The organism is Bradyrhizobium sp. LeoB3 (assembly GCF_055456055.1).
This window is the reverse complement of sequence record NZ_JBVBEF010000002.1, coordinates 1-20,347: the sequence shown is the minus strand read 5'-3', so window position 1 is coordinate 20,347 and position 20,347 is coordinate 1. Positions and strand designations below refer to the sequence as shown.

Below are 20,347 nucleotides of genomic sequence, written 5' to 3'. Positions count from 1 at the left end.
CTCACGGCCGCTCCGGCACGAAGCTGCGCATCTTGCCGGGGTTGAGCAGGCCGTACGGATCGACCTCGTGCTTAAAGCCGAGCTGATCGGCATCGGCGCGCTTATAGCGGCTGCCGTCCTCCACAGTGAAGACATGCGGATTGGCGATATGGACGCCATGCGCCTCGTGCAGGCTGATGATCTCGTTCAGCCTGTCTGCATTGGTATAGCGCACGACGGGCAGCCCGCTGCAGGTGACGCGGCCGCCGAATCGAATGAACTCCAGGTGCTGCAATACCTCGTCCGGAAACAACTTGCGCATCTCGGCCACCTTCTCCATCAGCCGGTCATGCGGATAGAGACACTGTAGATAGGTGACCGAACGGTCGGTCTTCAGGACCTGCAGCGTGGTGTGGTTCCAGGTGTATTCGTAGAGCGGCACCTGGCCCGGGCTCTCGTCGGTCGGCGTCTCCAGCGTGATGGTGCCGCGGCCGGCCAGCAGCGACTTGAAACTCTCGAGCGAGGGCTCTGCGATCATCGCGATCAGGATGCTCTTGCCGTCGGGACAGTAAGGCTTCAGCGCACCGAAATAGGACGGCAGCGGTGCGGTGATCGGCGACAGCAATTTCTTGACGATCCCGTCTGCCAGCGCGGCCTCGTAGCCGAACGCGGCGGCGTCGACGAAATCGTCGAACGCCACCACGACATCGATCCATCGCCAGGCTGGCGCGAGCGGCATTTCGAGTTCGGTGATGATGCCGGTGGTGCCGTAGGCACGATTGATCTTCTGCGCCGCATCGCCACGCAACTCGATGATGCGCGGCTCTTCCTCGACCGTGACCACGCGCGCGGCGAGGATATTGCCGGGCTCGCGCAGGCCGCCATGAACGACCGAGCCGATGCCGCCCGATCCGCCCGCCACGAAGCCGCCGATCGTCGCCGTGCGCTTGGTGGAGGGGTGCATGCGCAGCTCCCAGCCGCGGGGCTGCAGCTCGGCATCTATCGTGTTCAGCTTCGCGCCGACACCGACCCGGATCAGGCCGGGCTTGACCCATTTGGTACTGTCGAGCGCCAGAACGTCCAGCAGCACGCCGCCGCGCAGCGGCACGGCCTGGCCGTAATTGCCGGTACCACCCGCGCGCACTGTGATCGGCACGCGATGACGCGCGCAGGCGGCGGCAACGCGGATGACGTCGGCTTCGTCCCGCGGCGAGGCGACGAGATCGGCCGACATGCCGTTCAACTGCTCGTTCAGCACCGGGCTGTACCAGAAGAAATCGCGCGAGCGCCGGCGCACGACCTTGGGATCGGTAACGACAGGAACGTCGCCCAAATCGTCGAGGAGCCGTGCGAGGATATCGGACGCAAGCTCGTTCATGGCATGATCTTCGCTGCTTGCTGCCCGCCTTCGCCGAGCCGAGCGACGATCGTCTGCGAACTCATGACAAAGCCGAAGCATTGGCGCACATTGTAGAGGGTCGCCGCGAGGCAATAGTCCGGTGAGGTGGTGGCGGCGCAATCCTCGAGCAGCAGGCAATCATAGCCGCGGAAATTGGCATCCTGCAGCGTGCACAACACGCACTGATCGATGTTGACGCCGGCGAACATCAGCGTGGTGACGCCGAGATTGCGCAGGATGCTGTCAAGCTCGGTGTCCTGGAAACCTGACATCCGATACTTGGCAACCTGGATGTCGGACGGATCGGCCTCGAGCTCGTCGACGATCGCGGCCGACCAGCTCCCACGCTCGAGCACCTTTGCGGCCGAACCGGGCAAGGGATCGCCGAGACCGATGCTGCGACCATCGGGGTTATAGACGTGGAGAAGCGCGGGGCTGAGATTGAGCCGGTCGGGCCGGTTGCCCCAGTTGACCCAGATCACCGGCACATCATGTTTGCGCAGCAGTGGGAGCAGCCGGCGCAGCGGGGCGATCGGCCGCCGTGCCGGCGCGACATCCACGCCAACATGTGCGAGCCAGCCGTTCGGATGGCAGAAGTCGTTCTGCATATCGATCACGATCATCGCCGTGCGAGCGAGATCGATAGTGATCAGCTTGCCGTCTGCCTGCAGGGTGACCGGCTCTGGCGGTATCGGATCGCGCACCAGGTCGGCGCGGGCCGCTGACACGCGCCAGCGATTGCGCGCGCTCGATCCGAGCGGCCAAAGCGCGTCGTCCTCGCCGGTGTGGCGTGGCACCGAACTCATCGGCTATTGCCCCTGCAGAATGCAGATATCGTCGGGCGCGAGCGCAACGCGCTCGCCGCCACGGATCAGTTCGGCGAAGCCCTCGTTCGGGGTCATCACCGTGAGCGTGTACAGCTTGCCGGCGCCGGTGTTCTCGATCACGTGCTCGGAGCCCGGATGCAGCAGCAGCGAGTCGCCCTTCTTGATCGGCAGCCTCTTGCCGTCGCAATACGCGACGCCCTCCCCGTGCAGGACGTGGAAGAATTCGTGCGCCCGGCTGTGCTCGTTCGGCGGCGTCGCTCCACCGACCTTGAATATCTCGATGACGAAAATGTTGTCGATCCGGTCGGTCTCCTGATCGAACAGCATCACGAAATAATTGGTGTCCTTCGGCGAAATCCGGAAAGCTTTCGCCTGCGCAAGGTCTACGGCACTGAATGCCATATGTTAGAGCTCCTTATCGTCATCCGCGCCGCGATCCATCGAACGCCGTGTGGGTCGCGATGCGCGACAATGGATAGCGGCTGATCTCCTCGATCAGCTTGATAAGCCGCGCGGCAGAGCGCTCGACGGCGAGCCGGCCAAGCTCGGCAGTCGCCTTGGTGGCGTCGCCGCAGGCGCCCTTTGGATGCAGATCCTGCGCCTGCCAGCCGAACCTGGCGCCGGCTTCCGGACCGAGCATTTGTGACTCGCGTTCGATCTCGACCGACAGCGGGACGAAGTTCTCAGCGTGATGCATCTCCACGAGCTCGGGGTGCAGATGCAGCATCACACTGGTCTCGCTCTGACCGCCATGAATGCCATGCCGATTTTCCTCGGGCGGAAACAACGCATCCAGATCGATCAGCCGCGGCCACATCACGCTGACGGCGAACATGCCGAGCTTGACGCGCAGATCGCGGCAGACGATCTCGAGTAGCTGCGGCTGCCCGCCGTGCGAATTCACGAACAGAATCTTGCGGGCGCCAGCGCGATGGACGCACTCGCCCAGTTCGTACCAGACGCGCCCGAGTGTTTCGTGCGACAATGTCAGCGTGCCCGGAAATGCCAGATGCTCGTCGGACTTGCCGACCGGCATCATCGGCAACACCAGTGCCATCAAATCCGGCGGCATCAGTTCAACGGTTCGGGCCACGATGCCCGCATTGATGGCGGCATCGACCCTGACGGGCAGATGCGGCCCATGCTGCTCGACGGCGCCGACGGGCAGGATCGCAACCACCCTCTCCGCGTCGAGCTCGGCGAAATCCTTCGTGCTCAGATCCCACCACCAATGCGACTTCAGCTCCATTCTTTCATTCGGCTCCAACGGCTGATTGCGCCGGAGGCCTGCAAAAGAGTCCGGCGCCGTTTGCCTGCTATTCAGGCTTGCGATTGTGCACGCTCCACCATCACTTGAAAGCGCTTTAATTCGGCAAGTCCGTTGCCTTTTGGGCAACGCGAGATCATCTGCTCCGAAGGCACAACCGAGTAGAAGGGAAATGCTTCACGGTCGGCTGTTGAACTATATCGACGAGGTTGCGCGGACGGGCTCGATCCGAAAGGCCGCCAGCCATCTGAACGTCGCCGCTTCCGCCATCAGCCGCCAGATCCTGGCGCTGGAAAGCCAATTGGGCACGCCAATTTTTCAACGGCTCCCAAAGAAGCTGGTCCTGACCGCTGCTGGAGAAGTTCTGATCGGCCATGTCAGGCAGACCCTGAAAGAACTGACGCGCGCACAGACCAAGATCGAGGAGCTCAAGGGGCTGCGGCGCGGCGAGATCACCCTTGCGATGATGAGCGGGCTCGCGTCGAACCTGGTCCCTGGAACGGTAAAGGCGTTCCGGATCGCCAATCCAAGGGTCAAGCTCAACCTGACGCTGTTCAACACGGGCGAGGAGATTCAGTTCGCTGTCGCCAACGGCGAAGCCGATCTCGGCATCGGGTTCGACTTTACCAAGGACGGCAATCTGAAGGTCCTGGCGCGCGCCGGCGCCAAGCTCGGTGCCGTCATGGCGCCGAACCATCCGCTTGCGAAGCGAACCGGCATCCGGCTGAGCGACTGCATCGACTATCCACTTGTCGTTGCCGACGACACGAGCGCGATCAGGCCTTACTTGAACACCGCGTTTACGCGCGTCTCACTGGATCTGCAGCCGATCATCGAGACCAATGCCATCGAGATCATGAGGCACTCCGCGATGGTCGACAACGGGATTACCTTTCTCACGCCGTTCGATATCGAGTTTGAGCGGCGGGCGGGACGGCTCGTCTACCTGCCGGTCCGCGAACTGTCGCATGAGTCCCAGACCTTGATGCTGATCGGTCACGAACGGGGAAGCAGCGCGATCGCAAGCGTGCTGGCGGAATTGCTCAAGACGATGATGCGCGAGGCGAGCGGATGAAAGCTGGTCTATGCCGGCCCATCAAGGACGAGTTGGCCCTATCGGCCGCCCTACAGCGCAAAGTGCAGGTGGTCTCGCCGCGAGACACCCGCACTTCGTTCGCTGACCTCTCGCCCGACCGATGGTTAAGGCCTTATTTTGGAACGGTACCCTCGACCCCTTCAACGTACCAATTGAGCGAGCTGAAAGTGGCCTCGGACATCTTGCCGCCGGCTGGAACCATCTCCTTGCCGGTGTTGTCCTTGATCGGTCCGGCAAATGGATTAAGCGTGCCCGCGATGATCGCCGCCTTCTTTTCCTCAAACACCTTGACGACGTCTGGCGGGATATCGGGATTGAGCGGAGCCATCACCACCAATCCTTCCTTGAGTCCCCAACGGATGCGCCGATTACCGGTCCAGGTGCCATCGAGCACCTTCTTGGTCTCGTCGATGTAATAACCGCTCCAGTCCTCCGTCGAACCAGAGAGCTGGGCTTTCTTGCCGAAGCTCGACATATCGGCATCGATGCTGAACGCATAGGTGCCCTTCTCCTGCGCCGCCTGGATCGAGGCCGGCGAGTCCGTGTTCTGGGCAACGTTGTCCGCACCCTGCGCAATCAACGTGTCTGCCGCCTGGCGCTCCTTGCCGGGATCATACCAGGTGTTGACCCAGATCGGCTTCACCTTGATCTTCGGATTCACGGCTTGAGCACCAAGGGCCATCGCGTTGATATTGCGCATGACGCTCGGGATCGGGAACGAACCGATGAAGCCAAGCGTGTTCGTCTTCGTCATCAGCCCGGCGATCGTGCCGATCAGGTAGAAGCCTTCCTCGAAGCGCGGCTCGTAGACCGTGATATTGGCCGCCGTCTTGAAGCCGTTGACGTGCTCGAACTTGACGTCCGGAAACAGCTTGGCGACCTTCTGAAGCGGCTCCATGTAGCCGAACGAAGTCGCAAAGATCAGCTTGTAGCCGTCGGCTGCGAGTTGACGGAAGACGCGTTCGGAATCCGCGGTTTCCGGCACGTTTTCCACGAAGGTGGTCTTGATCGCAGAACCCATCGCCTTCTCAAGCGCCAGCCGGGCCAGATCGTGTTGCTGCGTCCAGCCTCCGTCGCTACGCGGTCCCAAATAGACGAAAGCGACCTTCAGCGGCTCGGCAGCAGGAGCCGCGGCCGGTGCGGCCACTCCCAAGCCCACCGCGATCGACATGGACCACACTTTCAGAAACGTTCTTCGTTGCATAACGCCTACCTATGTCTGGAGCTTGAATTGTTGAAACCGCACCGCGAGGCCCCTGATCACGCGGCCGAATGGAAACTCCGGCCAAGGGAAGCCGGTTGGTTCAACAAGATGGTCTTGGGATCGCGGCAGATGATCACCAGCACGATGATCGTCGCCGCGTAAGGCAGCATCGACAGGAACTCGGTCGGGATCGGCAGACCGAAGCCCTGCGCGAACAGTTGGAATTGCGTGACACCACCAAAGAGATACGCACCGACAACGATGCGTGTCGGCTTCCACGTGCCGAAAACCACGAGCGCAAGCGCGATCCAGCCCTTGCCGGCGGACATGCCCTCGACCCACATCGGGGTCTGGACCAGCGACAGATACGCACCCGCGATGCCAGCCATCGCCCCGCCGAACATCACAGCTAGGTAGCGAGTCTTCAGGACGGACTTGCCGATCGAATGCGCGACACTCGGCGACTCGCCGATCGCCCGCAGCGTCAGGCCGGTGCGCGATTTCGTCAGAAACCACTGCACGCCCACGAACAGTGCAATGGAGAGATAGACCATGATGTCGTAGTGAAACAGGAGATCGCCCACCACGGGGATGGCGGTCAGCCCGGGAATGGTGATCGGCGTCAGCCGGTTCACCGGCAGGCCGGCGTAGTTGTAACCAACGAAGGCCGACAGGCCGATGCCGAACAAGGTGAGCGCGAGGCCGGTAGCGACCTGATTGGTCTGCAGGTTGAGCGTGAGAAAGCCGAAAAGCAGGGACAACGCGACAGCGGCGCAGGCCGCAGCGAGGAAACCAAGCGCAGCGCTGCCGGTCGCATATGTCGTGGCGAAGCCGGTCACCGCACCGATCAGCATCATGCCCTCGATGCCGAGATTGAGGACGCCGGACCGTTCGACGACGGTTTCGCCAAGAGCCGCGTAGATCAGCGGCGTGGCCGCGACCACGGTGCTGGCGATCATCGGGACAATGGGATTCATGCGGCGGTCTCCGCCTGTACCGGTGGTTTCAAGGTATTGACCTCGACCGGCGCAACGCGTTTCAGCCGGAACGTGATGAACAAATCGGCGGCCAGGAGGTAGAACAGCAACAAGCCTTGGAACAGCCCGGTGATCGCGGACGGCAAGCCCATGCCCATCTGTGCCGCCTCGCCGCCGAGATAAAGCAGCGACATGAGCAACGCGCCGAACACAACGCCGATCGGATGCAGCCGGCCGATCCAGGCCACGATGATGGCGGCGAAGCCGTAGCCGGGCGATATCTGCTGTTGCAGCCGGCCGATGGGACCGGCGACTTCGCACACGCCGGCGAGCCCGGCGGTGGCGCCACAGATCATCAGCGCAATCCAGATGTTGCGCTTTTCCGAGAAGCCGGCATAGGCCGCCGCGGCAGGAGCCAGCCCCGCGACCTGCATGCGGAAACCGGCAAAGGTCTTCTGCGAGAATATCCAGGCCACCAGTGCCAGCCCGAGCGCATAGACAATGCCCCAGGTCACCCGCGTTCCGCTGATGAGGATCGACATCGTCTCGGCATCGCCGAAGCCTTGCGATTGCGGATAGTTCAGCCCCTGCGGATCGCGCCATGGCCCGTGCACGAGCCACGACAGCACCAACTGGGAAATGTAGACCAGCATCAACGTGACGAGAATTTCGTTGGTGTTGAACCGGGTTCGAAGAAAGGCGGGAATCGCGGCCCAGGCCATCCCGCCGAACACTCCGGCCAGTAGCATCAATGGCAACGCAAACGCAGATTCGTTGCCGCCGAACCAGAGCGCGACGCCGCCGCCGGCGATCGCCCCCATGGTGAGCTGTCCTTCGGCGCCGATGTTCCAGACATTGGCCCTGAAGCCCAAGGCGAGGCCCAATCCGCAGAGCAGCAAGGGCGTCGTTTTCAGGAGCAATTCCCCGATGCCGTAGGTGGTCGACACCGGCTTGACGAAGAACAGATAGAATGCCTCCACCGGATCCTTGCCTAACACCTTGAACAGCACGAATCCGGTTATGAGCATACCGACCGCCGCCAGCAGCGGCGAAGCGACGCTCATGATGGACGACGGCGTCGCGCGCCGCTCAAGCTTGAGCATTGGCCGTCTCCAGATGTGCGTTTGCGGAAGCCGCGCGGTCGTCCGCCCGATCGCCGAACTTGCCGCTCATCCATGTCCCGATCTGCTCGATCGATGTCTCCGCAGGCTTGACCGACGGCGAAAGACGTCCGTCGGCGATCACCGCGAGGCGGTCGCTAATGGCGAAGAGCTCGTCGAGTTCTTCTGAAATCACCAGAATCGCCACGCCCTGATCGCGCAGATCGATCAGGGCCTGCCTGATCAATTGCGCCGCGCCGACATCCACGCCCCAGGTCGGTTGCGCCACGATCATCATCCTGGGCTGCAGCATCGTCTCCCTGCCGACGATGAACTTCTGCAGATTGCCGCCGGACAGGCTGGAGGCGACCGATTGGTCGCCGCCGCATTTGACCTTGAAACGCTCGATCACGTTCTTTGAAAAAGTCTTCATGACCGACGGATGGATGATGCCCCTCTGCACCATGCCCTTTCGCGCTCCGGTCAGGAGCGCGTTCTGAGCCAAGCTCATCGGAGGCACAGCGCCACGTCCAAGCCGCTCTTCCGGAACAAAGGTCAGACCAACCGCGCGCCGCTGCGCCGGATTGAGGTTGCCGGCCGGCTGCCCCAACAGCTTGATCATGGAAGCCGGGCTCAAGCGCTCGCCCGAGAGCGCCGTCATCAATTCCTTCTGGCCGTTGCCCGAGACACCCGCGATCCCGAGGATCTCACCGCTGCGCACCGTCAGGCTGACATCCTTGAGCGACGTCCCGAATGGATCCGGCGAAGTCAGCGACAGACGTTCGACCTTCAGCCTTTCTTCTTTGGCTTCGCGCGGCGCAAGGCGACATTCCGCCAGTTCGCCGCCGATCATCATTCGCGCCAAGCTTTCATTGGTCTCGTTGCGCGGAATGGCCGTGCCGCTGACCCGTCCGCCGCGCAGCACAGTTGCGGTGTCACAGAGGGCGCGGATTTCATCGAGCTTATGGCTGATATAGAGAATGCTGCATCCTTCCGCCGCCAGACGGCGAAGCGTCTTGAACAGGATGAGGACGGCCTGCGGCGTCAACACTGAAGTCGGCTCGTCCATGATCAGGAGCTTCGGCTCCTGAAGCAGGCAGCGAACGATCTCAACCCGCTGTCTTTCGCCCACCGACATGCTATGAACCAGCCGGTAGGGGTCGATGGGCAGTCCGTATTTCTCCGATACTTCTGTTATCTGCGATGCCAGCTTCGCGGTCGGAACGGGCTCATCCAGCGCAAGCGCGATGTTTTCCCAGACCGTCAGCGTCTCGAACAGCGAGAAATGCTGGAACACCATGCCGATGCCCATCCGCCGCGCCTGTGCCGGCGCGGCGATGGCTTCATACTGCCCGTTCCACATGATGGTGCCGGCGTCCGGCTTGGTGACGCCGTAGATCATCTTCATGAGCGTGCTTTTACCGGCACCGTTCTCGCCGAGCACGGCGTGGATCTCGCCGGGACGGATGCTTAGCGAGACATCGTCGTTGGCGACGACACTGGGATAGCGCTTGGTGATACCAGTCAGCACCAGACGCGGCTTCAGATCGGCAAATCCAGACTGGTCCATGTCTCCAATGAGCCTCGATCCGGTAAAAGCACGGGGGTGGCCGCGCTCCTAGTGAGCACAAGCAAGCCGCGCGCCAAGTCGCCGCAAGGCGCAGTCCGGAGAACGGCGGATCGACAACCGACAGGCGCCTCGCTTACCTGCCACCGCCGCGAGGTTGACGGCCGGGCACCGCACTTCGCTGAGCGATGTCGCGGCGGTGCCTTACCGCGGAATGAGCTCGATAGTGTCTGGCATCCGTCTTGCTCTCCGACCGATCGGATTTTGCGGAGTTCAAGAATGCCCTGTGTCGAACGCCGAGCTGTTTCTTGCAACGGAATCAAACCGCTCGCTCGCGCACAAGAAGCCGGTCTAGCGGTGCTCATCCGATGAAGACCTGGATTCGCGATCCGATTGCCATGCTGGCGGATGGCGGCAAGCGCGGGCTTGTCATTGAGGACGGAAAGATCATCGAGCTGGTCGGACCGGACGGCCCGACAACGCCATGCGATGAGATATTCGATGCACGCCGGCACGTGATCATTCCTGGCCTCGTCAATGCGCACCACCACTTCTTCCAGACACTGACGCGCGCCCATCCTCAGGCGATCAACAAGCCGCTGTTTCCCTGGCTGAAGCAGCTCTACCCGATCTGGGGGTCCTATCTCGACCGCGACCGCTTCCGGCTCGCGGTTCGTGTGGCGCTGACCGAACTGTTGATGTCCGGCTGCACCACCGCGTCCGACCATCTGTTCGTTTTCCCACAAGACATGGCTGACGCCGTCGACATCGAAGCCGAAGAAGCCTCCCGGCTTGGAATGCGGATGACGCTGACGCGCGGCGCCATCAATCTCGGCTTTGCGAAAGGGGGCATTGCCGACGAACGATTGATGCAGGATCACGATACGGCGATCGCCGATTGTGAGCGGGTGCTGGCGAAGTATCACGATCCTCGCGAAGGCTCCCTGCTGGGCGTTGCGTTGGCGCCGTGTGCGCCGTTCAACGTTACGCGCCAGATGATGATCGACACGGCAGCACTTGCTTCGAAGCATCACTGCCTGCTCCATACTCATCTCGGCGAAACGCATGATGAGGATGATTACTGCCTCCACCATTATGGCTGCCGTCCGCTCGATTATCTCGAACAGGTCGGCTGGATGAACGAACGCGTCTGGCTCGCACACGGCATCCACTTCAATGACGCCGAAATCTCGCGACTGGGCGCACACGCCATGGGCATCTGTCACTGCCCGACCTCCAACATGGTGCTGTCATCAGGCATCTGCCGGACCAGGGATCTGGAAGCTGCGGGCGCGACCGTCGGCCTCGGCGTCGACGGTTCTGCCTCGAACGACAGTTCGAACCTGATGGAATCGGTACGCCACGCATTCCTGCTTGGACGGCTCGCCTACGACGCATCCGAGGTCACTCACCTCGATGCATTCAGGTGGGCGACGGAAGGCTCCGCCCGATGCCTTGGACGCAGTGATATCGGCAAGATCGAAGTTGGCCGTCAGGCCGACCTTGCCTGCTTCACGCTCGAAGAACTGAGATTTTCAGGAGCCGGCGACCCGATCGCGGCTCTGGTTCTCTGCGGCGCGCATCGGGCGGATCGCGTCATGATCAAGGGCAAATGGCGCGTCACGGACGGAGCACCGGTCGGGATCGATATCGCTCAGCTGAGATACGAGCATGGCAGGGCTGCGGCGGCATTTCTGACCAGCATCTAGCTGCCGAATAGCGACGCATGAAGGGACCGGCCGCATGCAACTGCACACAATTTCGCGTCTTCATGCTCAATTCCTGACCACTCCATTCGCTAGCGCGCGAAAAACTCTGGAAGAGTCGGCTATCGCACTGCCCAACCGTTCAGCTTGACCACCGATCTTCGCGAACACTAGTGTCAACGACGCTTCCGGCTGCAATGGGTAAATGCCTGGCGTCGGATTCCAGCACAATTTTGCGGAGTCCTTGCATGGCCAAAGACGGAAACGCCTATCTTTCTAGTTTGCGCGACGATCGCTCGATCTACATCGACGGACGAAAGGTCGCGGATATCACGACCGACCCCAGCTTTCGTAACGTCATCGAGACCGTCGCCGGACTGTACGATTTCCAGGCCGCGCCGGAAAACCTTGATCTGATGACGTTCCAGTCACCGACCAGCGGCGAGCGGGTGAATCTGGCGTGGCAGCTTCCGAAGACCTATGGCGACCTCGTGAGGCGGCGACACGCCATCGAGACTTGGTCGACACTGTCGTGCGGCATGATCGGCCGATCGCCCGACCACGTGGCGTCCACGCTCGCAGGCTTCCGGATGGGACTTGCCGCCTTCCGCGATCATCATCCCGCCCGCGCAGCCGCACTGGAATCCTATTTCCAGCACGCCCGGGACAACGATCTTTTCCTGTCCTACGTCATCATCAATCCACAATCGGACAAAGGAAAATCAGCAGGCGAGCAGCCGGATCCACATCTCGTGGCTTCCATCGTCGACGAGGACAGCGGAGGCATCACCATCCGTGGCGCCAAGATGCTGGCGACCAGCGGCGTGATGGCGAACGAGCTTCTGATCTCGGGCTTTCAGGCACTGCAGGCCGGCGACGAAGCCTACGCTTTCACGGCTGTCGTGCCATTGGGCATCAAGGGATTGACGCTGATGTCCCGCCGCAGCTACGAGCAGAATGCCACTTCGACGTTCGACTATCCACTCTCTTCCAGGTTCGACGAGAATGACGCCGTCGTCCATTTCGACGACGTCAAGATACCCTGGGACCGCGTCTTCGTGTTCAAGGACCTGAAGATGGCCCAGGCCCAGTGGCACGACACCCGCGCGCATGTCTTCCAGAACTATCAATGCATGGTCCGCCTGATGGTGAAGCTGCGGTTCCTGCTGGGAGTGGCGCGCAAGATCGCCGAGACCAACAACATCATCAACTTTCCGCAGGTGCGCGAGACTTTGGGCCTGATGGCCGCAAAGATCAGCAACATCGAAGCGCTCGTGATCGCGATGGAGATGAAGGGCGAGACTTTCGGCGAGTTCTACGTGCCGGACCGCTCCCTGCTCTGCACGGCCCAGGTCATCGCGCAGAACACCTATCCGGAGATCGTGGAAGCGATCCGTTCGCTCTCGGGCGGCGGCTTGATCATGGTACCTTCGTCCTATGCCGATTTCGTAACCCCTGAAACCAATGCCATCATTCACAAGACGCAGCGTTCGCCCATCACGACGTCGGAGCAGCGCGTCAAGCTGATGAAGCTTGCCTGGGATGCGGTCGGCTCCGAATTCGGCTCGCGCCATCTGCAATATGAAATGTTCTATTCCGGCGCGCCGTTCGTGACGCGCGGAAACAGCTTCCGGTTTTTCGACTGGGATAGTGTCAAGGGCCCCGTCGACCGGTTCATGAGTTCCTATGATCTGCCGAAAGGCGATTTGAAGCTTTCGGATGCCGCAGAGTAGCCGGGCAGTGCGATCGATGGTCAGCATGGAAGAGATCAGGCGTCTGGCATTCGTGGAGCATGGCCCCTCTTCGCTCAGGCTGGTCCAGCATGGACCGCTCTCGGACCTGTCTTTTGCGGCCAAGGATCTGATGGATGTCGCCGGATACAAGACGGCGTGGGGAAATCCGGATCGGCTGCGGGACTCCGATCCGGCCGTCACGACCGCGCCGGCCGTGCTGGCCCCGTTGATGGCTGGCGCGCACCTCGTTGGAAAGACGCACACCGACGAACTCGCCTGCGGCATGTTCGGAATGAATCCGCATTTCGGGATACCGATCAATCCAAAGGCACCGGCGCGCGTACCCGGCGGATCTTCCAGTGGTTCGGCGTCTGCCGTCGCAGCCGGCTTTTGCGACTTCGCGCTTGGCACCGACACGGGCGGTTCGATCCGTGTGCCCGCAAGCTTCTGCGGCCTCTACGGCCTGCGGACAACTTACGGCCGTTTGTCGGTCGCCGGCATCATGGCGATGGCGCCAAGTTTTGATTCCGTCGGCTGGCTTGCGCGCGATGCGGCGACGATGAAGCGCGTCGGCGAGATCTACTTCGGAGCGAGCGGCCCATTCAAGCCGGCCCGCCTGCTGCTCGCGCGCGACGCGTTCGACGTGCCCGTGCGCGAGATCGGCGAGGCGCTTCTACCCGTGGCAAAGTCGCTTGGCGGCGCGACTGAAGTTACGTTGTTCGAGGAAGGTGCCGAGTTCTGGCTTGACACGTTCAGGCCATTGCAACTCCAAGATCTCTGGTCGACGCTCGGCGCGTGGGCCACAATGCCGGGCCGAAACTTGAGTCCCGCAGTGGCCGACCGGATCGAGCTTTCATCGCGCGTCGATTCCGCAAAGTTCGCAGTCGCGGTGGCGCGCCGCGAACAACTGACGGACCGGCTGGTATCGCTGCTCGGAAACGACGGTGTGCTAATGATTCCGACTGCGCACGACCTTCCGCCACTTCGCGAGGCTCCGGTTTCAGCGCAGATCGAATTCCGGGAAAGGACGTTGGCCCTCACCTGTATCGCCAGCCTGTGCCGGCTGCCACAGGTCAACATCCCGGCGATCACCGTCGATGGCTGTCCGGTCGGACTATCGTTCATCGCAGGTCCGCGCGGTGATCAGTTCTTGCTCGATCTTGCCGCCAAGATCGGCGATGCCTTGCCGGCAGCTTCGGGCGGACAATGAAAGCCCACGACGACCGGGATTTCGTCGGTTACGGCAGAAGGCCGCCAAGACCGCGCTGGCCCAACGACGCACGGCTGGCAATCGCGATCGTCCTCAACATCGAAGAAGGCGCCGAACCATCGATTCCCGATGGCGACGGCGCAACGGAACTGGCGCTGACCGACGGCATCGCGCAGGAGGTCCCGACAGGAGTGCGGGATTTCGTCGCCGAATCGCTGTTCGAATATGGTTCGAGGGTCGGCTTCTGGCGGATCGTCGACACCATGGCCGAACGCAGCATCCCGCTCACCGTCAACGCCTGCGCGCAGGCCTTGTTGCGCAACCCTGACGCCGCGGAGGCAATCAAGACAGACGGTTTCGACCTGTGCTGCCATGGCAACCGTTTCGTCCGGCATTTTCTGATGAACGAAGCCGAAGAACGAAGCGCCATTGGCCGGGCCGTGGCCGGCTTCGAGCAGGCGGTCGGACGCCGTCCGCTCGGCTGGCAAAGCCGCTATTCGCCGAGCCGGCATACCCGCGCGCTTCTGGTCGAACATGGCGGCTTTCTCTACGATTCCGACAGCTATGCCGATGACTGGCCCTACTGGGTGAAAGTCGGGGAACGTCCCCATCTCGTCATTCCGCACAGCTTCACCAACAACGACAATCGGCTTGCGACCGCAAAGCTCGGAACGGCGAACGATTTCTTCGACCATCTTTCGTCGGCCATGCGCGTGCTCCATGAAGAGGGCCGCCGCCATCCGCGCATGATGACGATCAGCCTGCACAGCAGAATTTCCGGCCAGCCGGCCCGGTTCGAGGCCATCACCCGGTTTCTCGATTTTGCGGCGAAGCATGAATCCGTCTGGTTCGCCGGCCGTAGCGACATCGCCCGGCACTGGATTGCGACCCATCCCCCAGGGCAAGGTCAATGACGGCGCAGGAACGTCTCTTGCTATCGGGAGGCCTCGTCGTCGATCCGGCATCCGGAACGGTCGATCGAAAGGATCTGCTGATCGAAGACGGCAAGCTTGCCTGGATCGGAACAACCGGCGCGACACCTGCGCGTTCAGCAACGCGGCGCGATGTCAGCGATCGGCTGATCGTCCCCGGTCTCGTCAACTCCCACACGCATGGCCACGCCAATCTGATGAAGGGCATCGCCGAAAGGTGGACACTCGAGGCGTCGCTGACGAACGGACCATGGCTCGCCGGCCCGCGCGATCCGGAGACGATCTATCTGTCGACGCTGGTCGGCGCCATCGACATGCTGACAAAGGGCTGCACCGCCTGTTTCGATCTCGTCTACGAGTTTCCGCGGCCGACCGTGGAAGGCTTCACGGCGGTGGCGCGCGCCTACGCCGATGCCGGGATGCGCGCCGCACTCGCGCCGATGATCGCCGACCAAACCTTGTTCCAGTCGATCCCGGGGCTAGCGGACGCGCTGCCGCCGGATTTACGCGCGTCGGTCGGCAACTTCTCGCTTGCAAGCGGCGATAGGACGCTTGCGGCCATGGAAGAAATCGTGGCCGCGCAAGCGCAGCTCCCCAAGAGCATCTCGATGGCCATCGCACCGACGATCCCGCATCACTGCTCGGAGCCTTTCCTGCAACGCTGCATGGAGATCGCCGAACGCCACGGGCTGCCAATCCATATGCATATCGCAGAGTCGCGGCTGCAGGCAGTCGCGGCCCGCAAGACCTATGGCCGCTCCCAAGTCCGCTATCTTGCCGATCTCGGCATGCTCCGACCCAAATTCACGGCCGCGCACGGCGTCTGGCTCGACGATGACGACCTCGACCTGCTCGCGGAGCACGGCTGCTCGGTTGCGCACATTCCCGCAAGCAATTTCCGACTCGGATCTGGCATCGCCCATGTCAGGCCGATGCTGGCGCGCGGCATCAATGTCGGGCTGGCGACCGATGGCGCAAACTCCTCCGACTCCCTGAGCATGCTGCAGGCGATGCGGCTCGCCTCCTTCTCAGCCCAGGTTTTCGCCGGCCCGCGCGACGAGTGGCTGCAAGCCAGCGAAGTCGTCCGGCTCGCGACCCGAGGTGGCGCGCAGATCCTGGGCCTCGCGGCATGTGGCCGGATGGAACAAGGAGCGTGCGCCGACCTCGCCCTGCTTGATCTGAACCACATCGATTTCATTCCCGCCACCGATCTCGTCAACCAGTTGGTGACGAGCGCGGACTCCGCCGCTGTGACGGACGTCATGGTCGGCGGCGAATTCAAGGTCGTCGATCGGAAGATCGTTTCGGTCGACGCGGTGGAACTGCGTAGCCTGGTCGCTGAAAGCCTCGCGAAGCTCTCGGCCGCGACGCGCGACGCCCGCACCCTTGCCGGCCGGCTCGAACCCCATGTCGTGGCCTTCGCCCATTCGATGGCGCAGGAGCCGCTTCCGATCGAACGGCGCATTCCACTGGAGGCGAGATAGCCTGATGCTTGCGACGAACCAAGCAAGTGACGCCCTGATCGAGCTCGAACGGCGCGTTCGCTTTGAGCTAGATTGCATCGGATACCCGGCCCGGCAATGGACGATTCCCCATAACCACGAGGGCGAGCCCGTGCACGACGCGGTCATTGTCGGTGGCGGCCAAAGCGGAACTTCGATCGCCTTCCGCCTTCTGCGCGAGCGGGTGACCAACGTTCGCGTGCTCGACAAAAATCCTGTAGGTCTCGAAGGCCCGTGGCTGACATTTGCCCGCATGCACACATTGCGAACACCAAAAACCGTGACCGGCCCGGATCTCGGTCTTCCCAGCCTCTCGGTCCGCGCCTGGTGGGAAGCGCGCTACGGCGAGACTTCCTGGGCGGAATTGAACAAGATCCCGCGCGAACTCTGGCAGGCCTATTTGACCTGGGTGCGGAACGCCGTCGGCATGGAAGTGAGCAACGGGGCCGAGGTAACCGATATCGAACCGCTTGCCAGCGGCCTGCTCGCGGTCCACGCGCGCGTCAACGGGGCGGCCGAGAGGCTGCTTGCCCGCAACGTGGTGCTCGCCACCGGAATCGAAGGATCTGGCCGATGGGCCGTGCCCGACGTGATCGCGAAGGCTTTGCCGCGAGAGCGCTACGCCCATACAGCGGAGCCGATCGATTTTACCGCACTGGCCGGAAAAAAAGTCGCCGTGATCGGCGCCGGCGCCTCGGCGTTCGACAACGCCGCCATGGCGCTCGAGAACGGCGCGGCCTCGGTCCATCTGCTCGCTCGGAGAAAAAAGCTTCCGACCGTCAATCCCAATCGGTGGATGGAGTTCGCGGGCTTCCTGCGCCATTTCGGCGACCTCGATGATGCCCGCAAATGGCGCTTCATGAAGATCATCTTCGACATGAATCAGCCACCTCCGCAGGACACGTTCGACCGCTGCGTTCGTCACGGCAATTTCTGGGTGCACCTCGACTATCAGCTTGAGTGTGTCGGCTTCGATGCCGGGAAGATTTCGCTGACCAACTCGGGGCGAACGGAGAGCTTTGATTTCCTGATCGTTGGCACCGGATTCACCGTCGATCTCGCCACGCGGCCGGAATTGGCCCGCTTCTATGACAAGATCGCGCGCTGGTCCGATCGCTATCAGCCGCCGGCCGGCGACGAGCATCCGCAACTCGGCGCCTACCCTTATCTGTCACCCAGTTTCCAATTCACCGAGAAGGTCGCGGGATCGGCGCCCTATCTCGCCAACATCTTCAGCTACACGTTTGCGGCGATGCCGAGCCTTGCCTGCTCCGCGGGCATCTCCGCGCTCAAGTTCGGCCTCGATCGTATCGCTGCGGGCATCAGCCGCAACCTGTTCGTTGAGGACGCCGACGCCTATCTCCAGTCGCTTCTCGACTACGACGAACAAGAGCTTGACCCCGCTGCTCTGCTTGAGCGCGAAACTCGGGGAAACGTCGCATGAGTGATACCCGCCCCTGCAAGGCTACAAGGAATACACTGCCATGGTGAGCGTCGAGGACCGATCCAAGCGCATCCTGGAGTCAACGCTGAAGATACAGAGCCCTTTCGAGCTCGACCAAACGCTTTGTCTTTACAGTCCGCAGGACAATGTCGACTCGCTGAAGCATCCGCGCATCGCCGAATGGCTGCAGTTCATCCAGAACGAATATGAGCCTGAGCTGCCGTCGGCGCGCCGTCACGTGCTGCTGTTCATGCCCTGCACCAAGACCAAGCCGTATCCGTTTTCGACCGAACATATGGCGATCAACCAGCGGCTGCTGGATGAAGGCTTCCGTCCGACGAAGCGCACATATCTTCCGCAGGAATTGCAGGCTCGCCTCGAATCTCCATTTTCGCCGGAAGTCTTGAATCTCTCGCCGCTCGCCAATGACAGCGGCACGGTGCTGCACCGAATGGTGATCTCGGAGCCTATGGCCGTCGTCCCCTACGAGCATATCGTCGAATATCGCGGAAAACCTTCGCCGGCGGTAGCCTATGACGATCCCGGCCTGTTCGAGAACAGGGGCAATGCCGTGTCGCCCTGGAGGGCGGACTCGACCGCAGTGCAAGTCACGGCGACCCGCTGGAAATGGGGCGACGAAGAGCGCCGGCACTATGTCATGATGCACAACGAAATGGCACGCATCCTGGCTGACGTCGTCGCGCGGATCGGCCATCACTATGGCGACATTATTTCATGGGTCGCGCCGGGCCTCACCCATCGCAGCTTCGTTCTGTCGCGCGGCGAGCGCGCTGCTCACCACGTCACGACCTCGCGCAAGGTCGAAAGCAGGCGCCTCGAACTGATCGGTGCCAACGATCATCTTGCCGCAGGGCAGAAGATCGCCTGCCTGCCGATGCCGGACGACTGCAAGCTGGCCGTTCAGCGCCTGTCGCAGCGGCTGGGGATCGACATCTCTAAGGCAACCGCCATCTACGCACGCGGCGGCGCCAATGCGACGCCGCTCGCATTGCCGGAGCTGCTGGACGTTCTCGTCAAACGGCTGGCCTCCAACCACCTCGACGTCGAAGAAAGCAGAAAATATGGCAGCCTTGTCTCTTAAAATAGGGCTCAGCGATTCCGATCGCACCCGACCGATCGCGAACGGTGAAGTATCGATCGCCGGCGTCGAAGCCGACGTGACGTTGATGGGCGTGCAAGCGCTGTTCAACAAGCAGTTGACGGAACATACCTTCGACTGCTGCGAATTTCCGATCACTTCCTATCTGAGGTCGCTCGAACGCCCGGAGCGGCCTTATGTGGCGGTGCCGGTGTTTCCCTCGCGACACTTCCGCTTCTCGAACGTCTTCGTCAACACGTCAAAGCGGATCAGGACACCAGCCGATCTCGCCGGCAAGCGCATCGGCGTGCCCGTGTTCGACATGGCCGCCGCCGTCTGGCTGCGCGGCATCTTTCAGGATTATTTCGGACTGCCGCGCACCTCGCCGATCTACGTGTCGGGTGGCCTGGAAAGCGCCCGCAGTGGCGACGAGCATCCGCAATTCTATCCCGACCGCTTCAAGCACGAGCAAAGGAACGACAAGAGCCTCGCCGTCTTGCTGGCGGAGGGCGAAATCGACGCTTTATACACCGCGCGGGCACCGAGCACCTGGCGCACTCCTATGGTGACCCGCCTGTTCGAAAATCCCATGGAGGCAGAGCTCGCGTATTTCTCCAAGACCGGGATTTTTCCACCCATGCACCTCATCACCATCAAGCGAACCATCGCCGAGTCCAACCCGGGCCTGGCGATGGCCGTGTTCGATGGTTTCGCCAAGGCTCAAGCGATCGCCAGGGAGCGACTGTTCGATTCGGCGGCGCTGAGTACGATGCTGCCGTGGCAGCTCGAGAACCTGATGTTCACTGAGCAGCAGCTCGGCAGCGACTACTGGCCGGTTGGCCTCGCAAAGAATCGCTCAACGCTCGACGTTGTCAGCCGCTACATGTTCGAGGATGGCCTCATTTCCAGAAAGCTTTTGCCCGTGGAGTTCTTTCCTCAACCAGATCTCCTTACCACTTAGTAGTTCGTAGAGGGACGCATCGGGATATTGCCCGCGCCACTCGCCTCGGAGCGCGCCTTGCACTGAGCACGCCGGATGGCAGAACATCGTTGTTTGGCAGAGGATGTAGCGGAGGTCCGTCCGCCACGTCGCTAAACCCACTATTTCGGAAGCCTGTTTTCCTGCCGGAGGGTAGCTTTACTCGCGAGGCGGCGCGTTGAAAGACTGCCAAGAGCCTCCGTTCCTGCGCGATTCATCGCCGCTCAAGATAGTTCGCGGGTCCGAATCAGTTCTGTGCGTCAAGTTCAGCAAAATTGATCATGGGGTCCGGCCAAGCCATCCCCTCGGAGCCGCCGTCGCTCGCT

Annotated in this window: 17 protein-coding genes; 9 read left to right on the top strand and 8 right to left on the bottom strand. The window is 62.0% G+C overall.

What is annotated here, in order from left to right; translation table 11 throughout:
- Window position 1: 1 nt before the first annotated feature.
- From ACZXDY_RS02875 to ACZXDY_RS02860, 4 genes are read right to left on the bottom strand one after another with little or no spacing between them, the layout of a single operon-like run.
- Window positions 2-1,357 carry an FAD-binding oxidoreductase gene (locus ACZXDY_RS02875; RefSeq protein WP_464344417.1) on the bottom strand — a complete coding sequence of 452 codons (1,356 nt, stop codon included), beginning with the start codon at window positions 1,355-1,357 and terminating at the stop codon, window positions 2-4.
- Window positions 1,354-2,184 carry a cysteine hydrolase family protein gene (locus ACZXDY_RS02870; RefSeq protein WP_464344416.1) on the bottom strand — a complete coding sequence of 277 codons (831 nt, stop codon included), beginning with the start codon at window positions 2,182-2,184 and terminating at the stop codon, window positions 1,354-1,356. Before ACZXDY_RS02870 ends, ACZXDY_RS02875 begins: the two co-directional genes overlap by 4 nt.
- A 3-nt stretch (window positions 2,185-2,187) precedes the next feature.
- Window positions 2,188-2,607 carry a cupin domain-containing protein gene (locus ACZXDY_RS02865; protein ID WP_464344415.1) on the bottom strand — a complete coding sequence of 140 codons (420 nt, stop codon included), beginning with the start codon at window positions 2,605-2,607 and terminating at the stop codon, window positions 2,188-2,190.
- A gap of 19 nt (window positions 2,608-2,626) precedes the next feature.
- Window positions 2,627-3,454 (bottom strand): creatininase family protein, encoded by an 828-nt coding sequence (locus ACZXDY_RS02860; protein WP_464344414.1) that lies wholly within the window; start codon window positions 3,452-3,454, stop codon window positions 2,627-2,629.
- A gap of 190 nt (window positions 3,455-3,644) precedes the next feature.
- Between ACZXDY_RS02860 and ACZXDY_RS02855 the strand changes: the two genes are divergently transcribed.
- Window positions 3,645-4,547: a LysR family transcriptional regulator gene (locus tag ACZXDY_RS02855; RefSeq protein ID WP_464344413.1), complete on the top strand. Its 903-nt coding sequence runs from the start codon at window positions 3,645-3,647 to the stop codon at window positions 4,545-4,547.
- 133 nt (window positions 4,548-4,680) lie between these two features.
- Here the strand turns inward: ACZXDY_RS02855 and ACZXDY_RS02850 are convergent, their stop codons facing one another.
- From ACZXDY_RS02850 to ACZXDY_RS02835, 4 genes are all read right to left on the bottom strand, one after another.
- Window positions 4,681-5,754 (bottom strand): BMP family ABC transporter substrate-binding protein, encoded by a 1,074-nt coding sequence (locus tag ACZXDY_RS02850; protein WP_464344596.1) that lies wholly within the window; start codon window positions 5,752-5,754, stop codon window positions 4,681-4,683.
- Window positions 5,755-5,828: 74 nt separating this feature from the next.
- Window positions 5,829-6,749, bottom strand: a complete 921-nt coding sequence (locus ACZXDY_RS02845; RefSeq protein ID WP_028161877.1) for an ABC transporter permease — start codon at window positions 6,747-6,749, stop codon at window positions 5,829-5,831.
- Entirely contained in the window at window positions 6,746-7,852 is a 1,107-nt protein-coding gene (locus ACZXDY_RS02840; protein WP_464344412.1) for an ABC transporter permease, read from the bottom strand. The genes ACZXDY_RS02845 and ACZXDY_RS02840 overlap by 4 nt, the downstream gene beginning before the upstream one ends.
- Entirely contained in the window at window positions 7,839-9,419 is a 1,581-nt protein-coding gene (locus ACZXDY_RS02835; RefSeq protein WP_464344411.1) for an ABC transporter ATP-binding protein, read from the bottom strand. Before ACZXDY_RS02835 ends, ACZXDY_RS02840 begins: the two co-directional genes overlap by 14 nt.
- A 365-nt stretch (window positions 9,420-9,784) precedes the next feature.
- On the opposite strand from ACZXDY_RS02835, the gene ACZXDY_RS02830 reads away from it, so the two are divergent.
- The 8 genes from ACZXDY_RS02830 to ACZXDY_RS02795 all read left to right on the top strand — a co-directional run bounded on the left by ACZXDY_RS02830 (window position 9,785) and on the right by ACZXDY_RS02795 (window position 20,003).
- Complete coding sequence (locus ACZXDY_RS02830; protein ID WP_464344410.1) at window positions 9,785-11,125, top strand: 8-oxoguanine deaminase; 1,341 nt, start codon at window positions 9,785-9,787, stop codon at window positions 11,123-11,125.
- A gap of 245 nt (window positions 11,126-11,370) precedes the next feature.
- Complete coding sequence (locus tag ACZXDY_RS02825; protein WP_464344409.1) at window positions 11,371-12,855, top strand: 4-hydroxyphenylacetate 3-hydroxylase family protein; 1,485 nt, start codon at window positions 11,371-11,373, stop codon at window positions 12,853-12,855.
- 25 nt (window positions 12,856-12,880) lie between these two features.
- Window positions 12,881-14,065 carry an amidase gene (locus tag ACZXDY_RS02820; protein ID WP_464344408.1) on the top strand — a complete coding sequence of 395 codons (1,185 nt, stop codon included), beginning with the start codon at window positions 12,881-12,883 and terminating at the stop codon, window positions 14,063-14,065.
- Window positions 14,062-14,979 carry a polysaccharide deacetylase family protein gene (locus ACZXDY_RS02815; protein WP_464344407.1) on the top strand — a complete coding sequence of 306 codons (918 nt, stop codon included), beginning with the start codon at window positions 14,062-14,064 and terminating at the stop codon, window positions 14,977-14,979. Before ACZXDY_RS02820 ends, ACZXDY_RS02815 begins: the two co-directional genes overlap by 4 nt.
- Window positions 14,976-16,481: an amidohydrolase family protein gene (locus ACZXDY_RS02810; RefSeq protein WP_464344406.1), complete on the top strand. Its 1,506-nt coding sequence runs from the start codon at window positions 14,976-14,978 to the stop codon at window positions 16,479-16,481. Before ACZXDY_RS02815 ends, ACZXDY_RS02810 begins: the two co-directional genes overlap by 4 nt.
- A 4-nt stretch (window positions 16,482-16,485) precedes the next feature.
- The gene (locus ACZXDY_RS02805; RefSeq protein ID WP_464344405.1) at window positions 16,486-17,943 is read left to right on the top strand and encodes an FAD/NAD(P)-binding protein; all 1,458 of its coding nucleotides are present in this window, start codon (window positions 16,486-16,488) and stop codon (window positions 17,941-17,943) included.
- Between the two features lie 40 nt (window positions 17,944-17,983).
- Window positions 17,984-19,045 (top strand): hypothetical protein, encoded by a 1,062-nt coding sequence (locus ACZXDY_RS02800; RefSeq protein ID WP_464344404.1) that lies wholly within the window; start codon window positions 17,984-17,986, stop codon window positions 19,043-19,045.
- Entirely contained in the window at window positions 19,026-20,003 is a 978-nt protein-coding gene (locus ACZXDY_RS02795; protein WP_464344403.1) for a substrate-binding domain-containing protein, read from the top strand. The genes ACZXDY_RS02800 and ACZXDY_RS02795 overlap by 20 nt, the downstream gene beginning before the upstream one ends.
- Window positions 20,004-20,347: the final 344 nt, after the last annotated feature.

Excerpts from the sequence above, each read along its gene's own strand:
- ACZXDY_RS02875 (WP_464344417.1), bottom strand. The coding sequence starts at position 1,357 with ATGAACGAGCTTGCGTCCGATATCCTCGCACGGCTCCTCGACGATTTG.
- ACZXDY_RS02870 (WP_464344416.1), bottom strand. The coding sequence starts at position 2,184 with ATGAGTTCGGTGCCACGCCACACCGGCGAGGACGACGCGCTTTGGCCG.
- ACZXDY_RS02865 (WP_464344415.1), bottom strand. The coding sequence starts at position 2,607 with ATGGCATTCAGTGCCGTAGACCTTGCGCAGGCGAAAGCTTTCCGGATT.
- ACZXDY_RS02860 (WP_464344414.1), bottom strand. The coding sequence starts at position 3,454 with ATGGAGCTGAAGTCGCATTGGTGGTGGGATCTGAGCACGAAGGATTTC.
- ACZXDY_RS02855 (WP_464344413.1), top strand. The coding sequence starts at position 3,645 with ATGCTTCACGGTCGGCTGTTGAACTATATCGACGAGGTTGCGCGGACG.
- ACZXDY_RS02845 (WP_028161877.1), bottom strand. The coding sequence starts at position 6,749 with ATGAATCCCATTGTCCCGATGATCGCCAGCACCGTGGTCGCGGCCACG.
- ACZXDY_RS02840 (WP_464344412.1), bottom strand. The coding sequence starts at position 7,852 with ATGCTCAAGCTTGAGCGGCGCGCGACGCCGTCGTCCATCATGAGCGTC.
- ACZXDY_RS02835 (WP_464344411.1), bottom strand. The coding sequence starts at position 9,419 with ATGGACCAGTCTGGATTTGCCGATCTGAAGCCGCGTCTGGTGCTGACT.
- ACZXDY_RS02830 (WP_464344410.1), top strand. The coding sequence starts at position 9,785 with ATGAAGACCTGGATTCGCGATCCGATTGCCATGCTGGCGGATGGCGGC.
- ACZXDY_RS02825 (WP_464344409.1), top strand. The coding sequence starts at position 11,371 with ATGGCCAAAGACGGAAACGCCTATCTTTCTAGTTTGCGCGACGATCGC.
- ACZXDY_RS02820 (WP_464344408.1), top strand. The coding sequence starts at position 12,881 with ATGGAAGAGATCAGGCGTCTGGCATTCGTGGAGCATGGCCCCTCTTCG.
- ACZXDY_RS02815 (WP_464344407.1), top strand. The coding sequence starts at position 14,062 with ATGAAAGCCCACGACGACCGGGATTTCGTCGGTTACGGCAGAAGGCCG.
- ACZXDY_RS02810 (WP_464344406.1), top strand. The coding sequence starts at position 14,976 with ATGACGGCGCAGGAACGTCTCTTGCTATCGGGAGGCCTCGTCGTCGAT.
- ACZXDY_RS02805 (WP_464344405.1), top strand. The coding sequence starts at position 16,486 with ATGCTTGCGACGAACCAAGCAAGTGACGCCCTGATCGAGCTCGAACGG.
- ACZXDY_RS02800 (WP_464344404.1), top strand. The coding sequence starts at position 17,984 with ATGGTGAGCGTCGAGGACCGATCCAAGCGCATCCTGGAGTCAACGCTG.
- ACZXDY_RS02795 (WP_464344403.1), top strand. The coding sequence starts at position 19,026 with ATGGCAGCCTTGTCTCTTAAAATAGGGCTCAGCGATTCCGATCGCACC.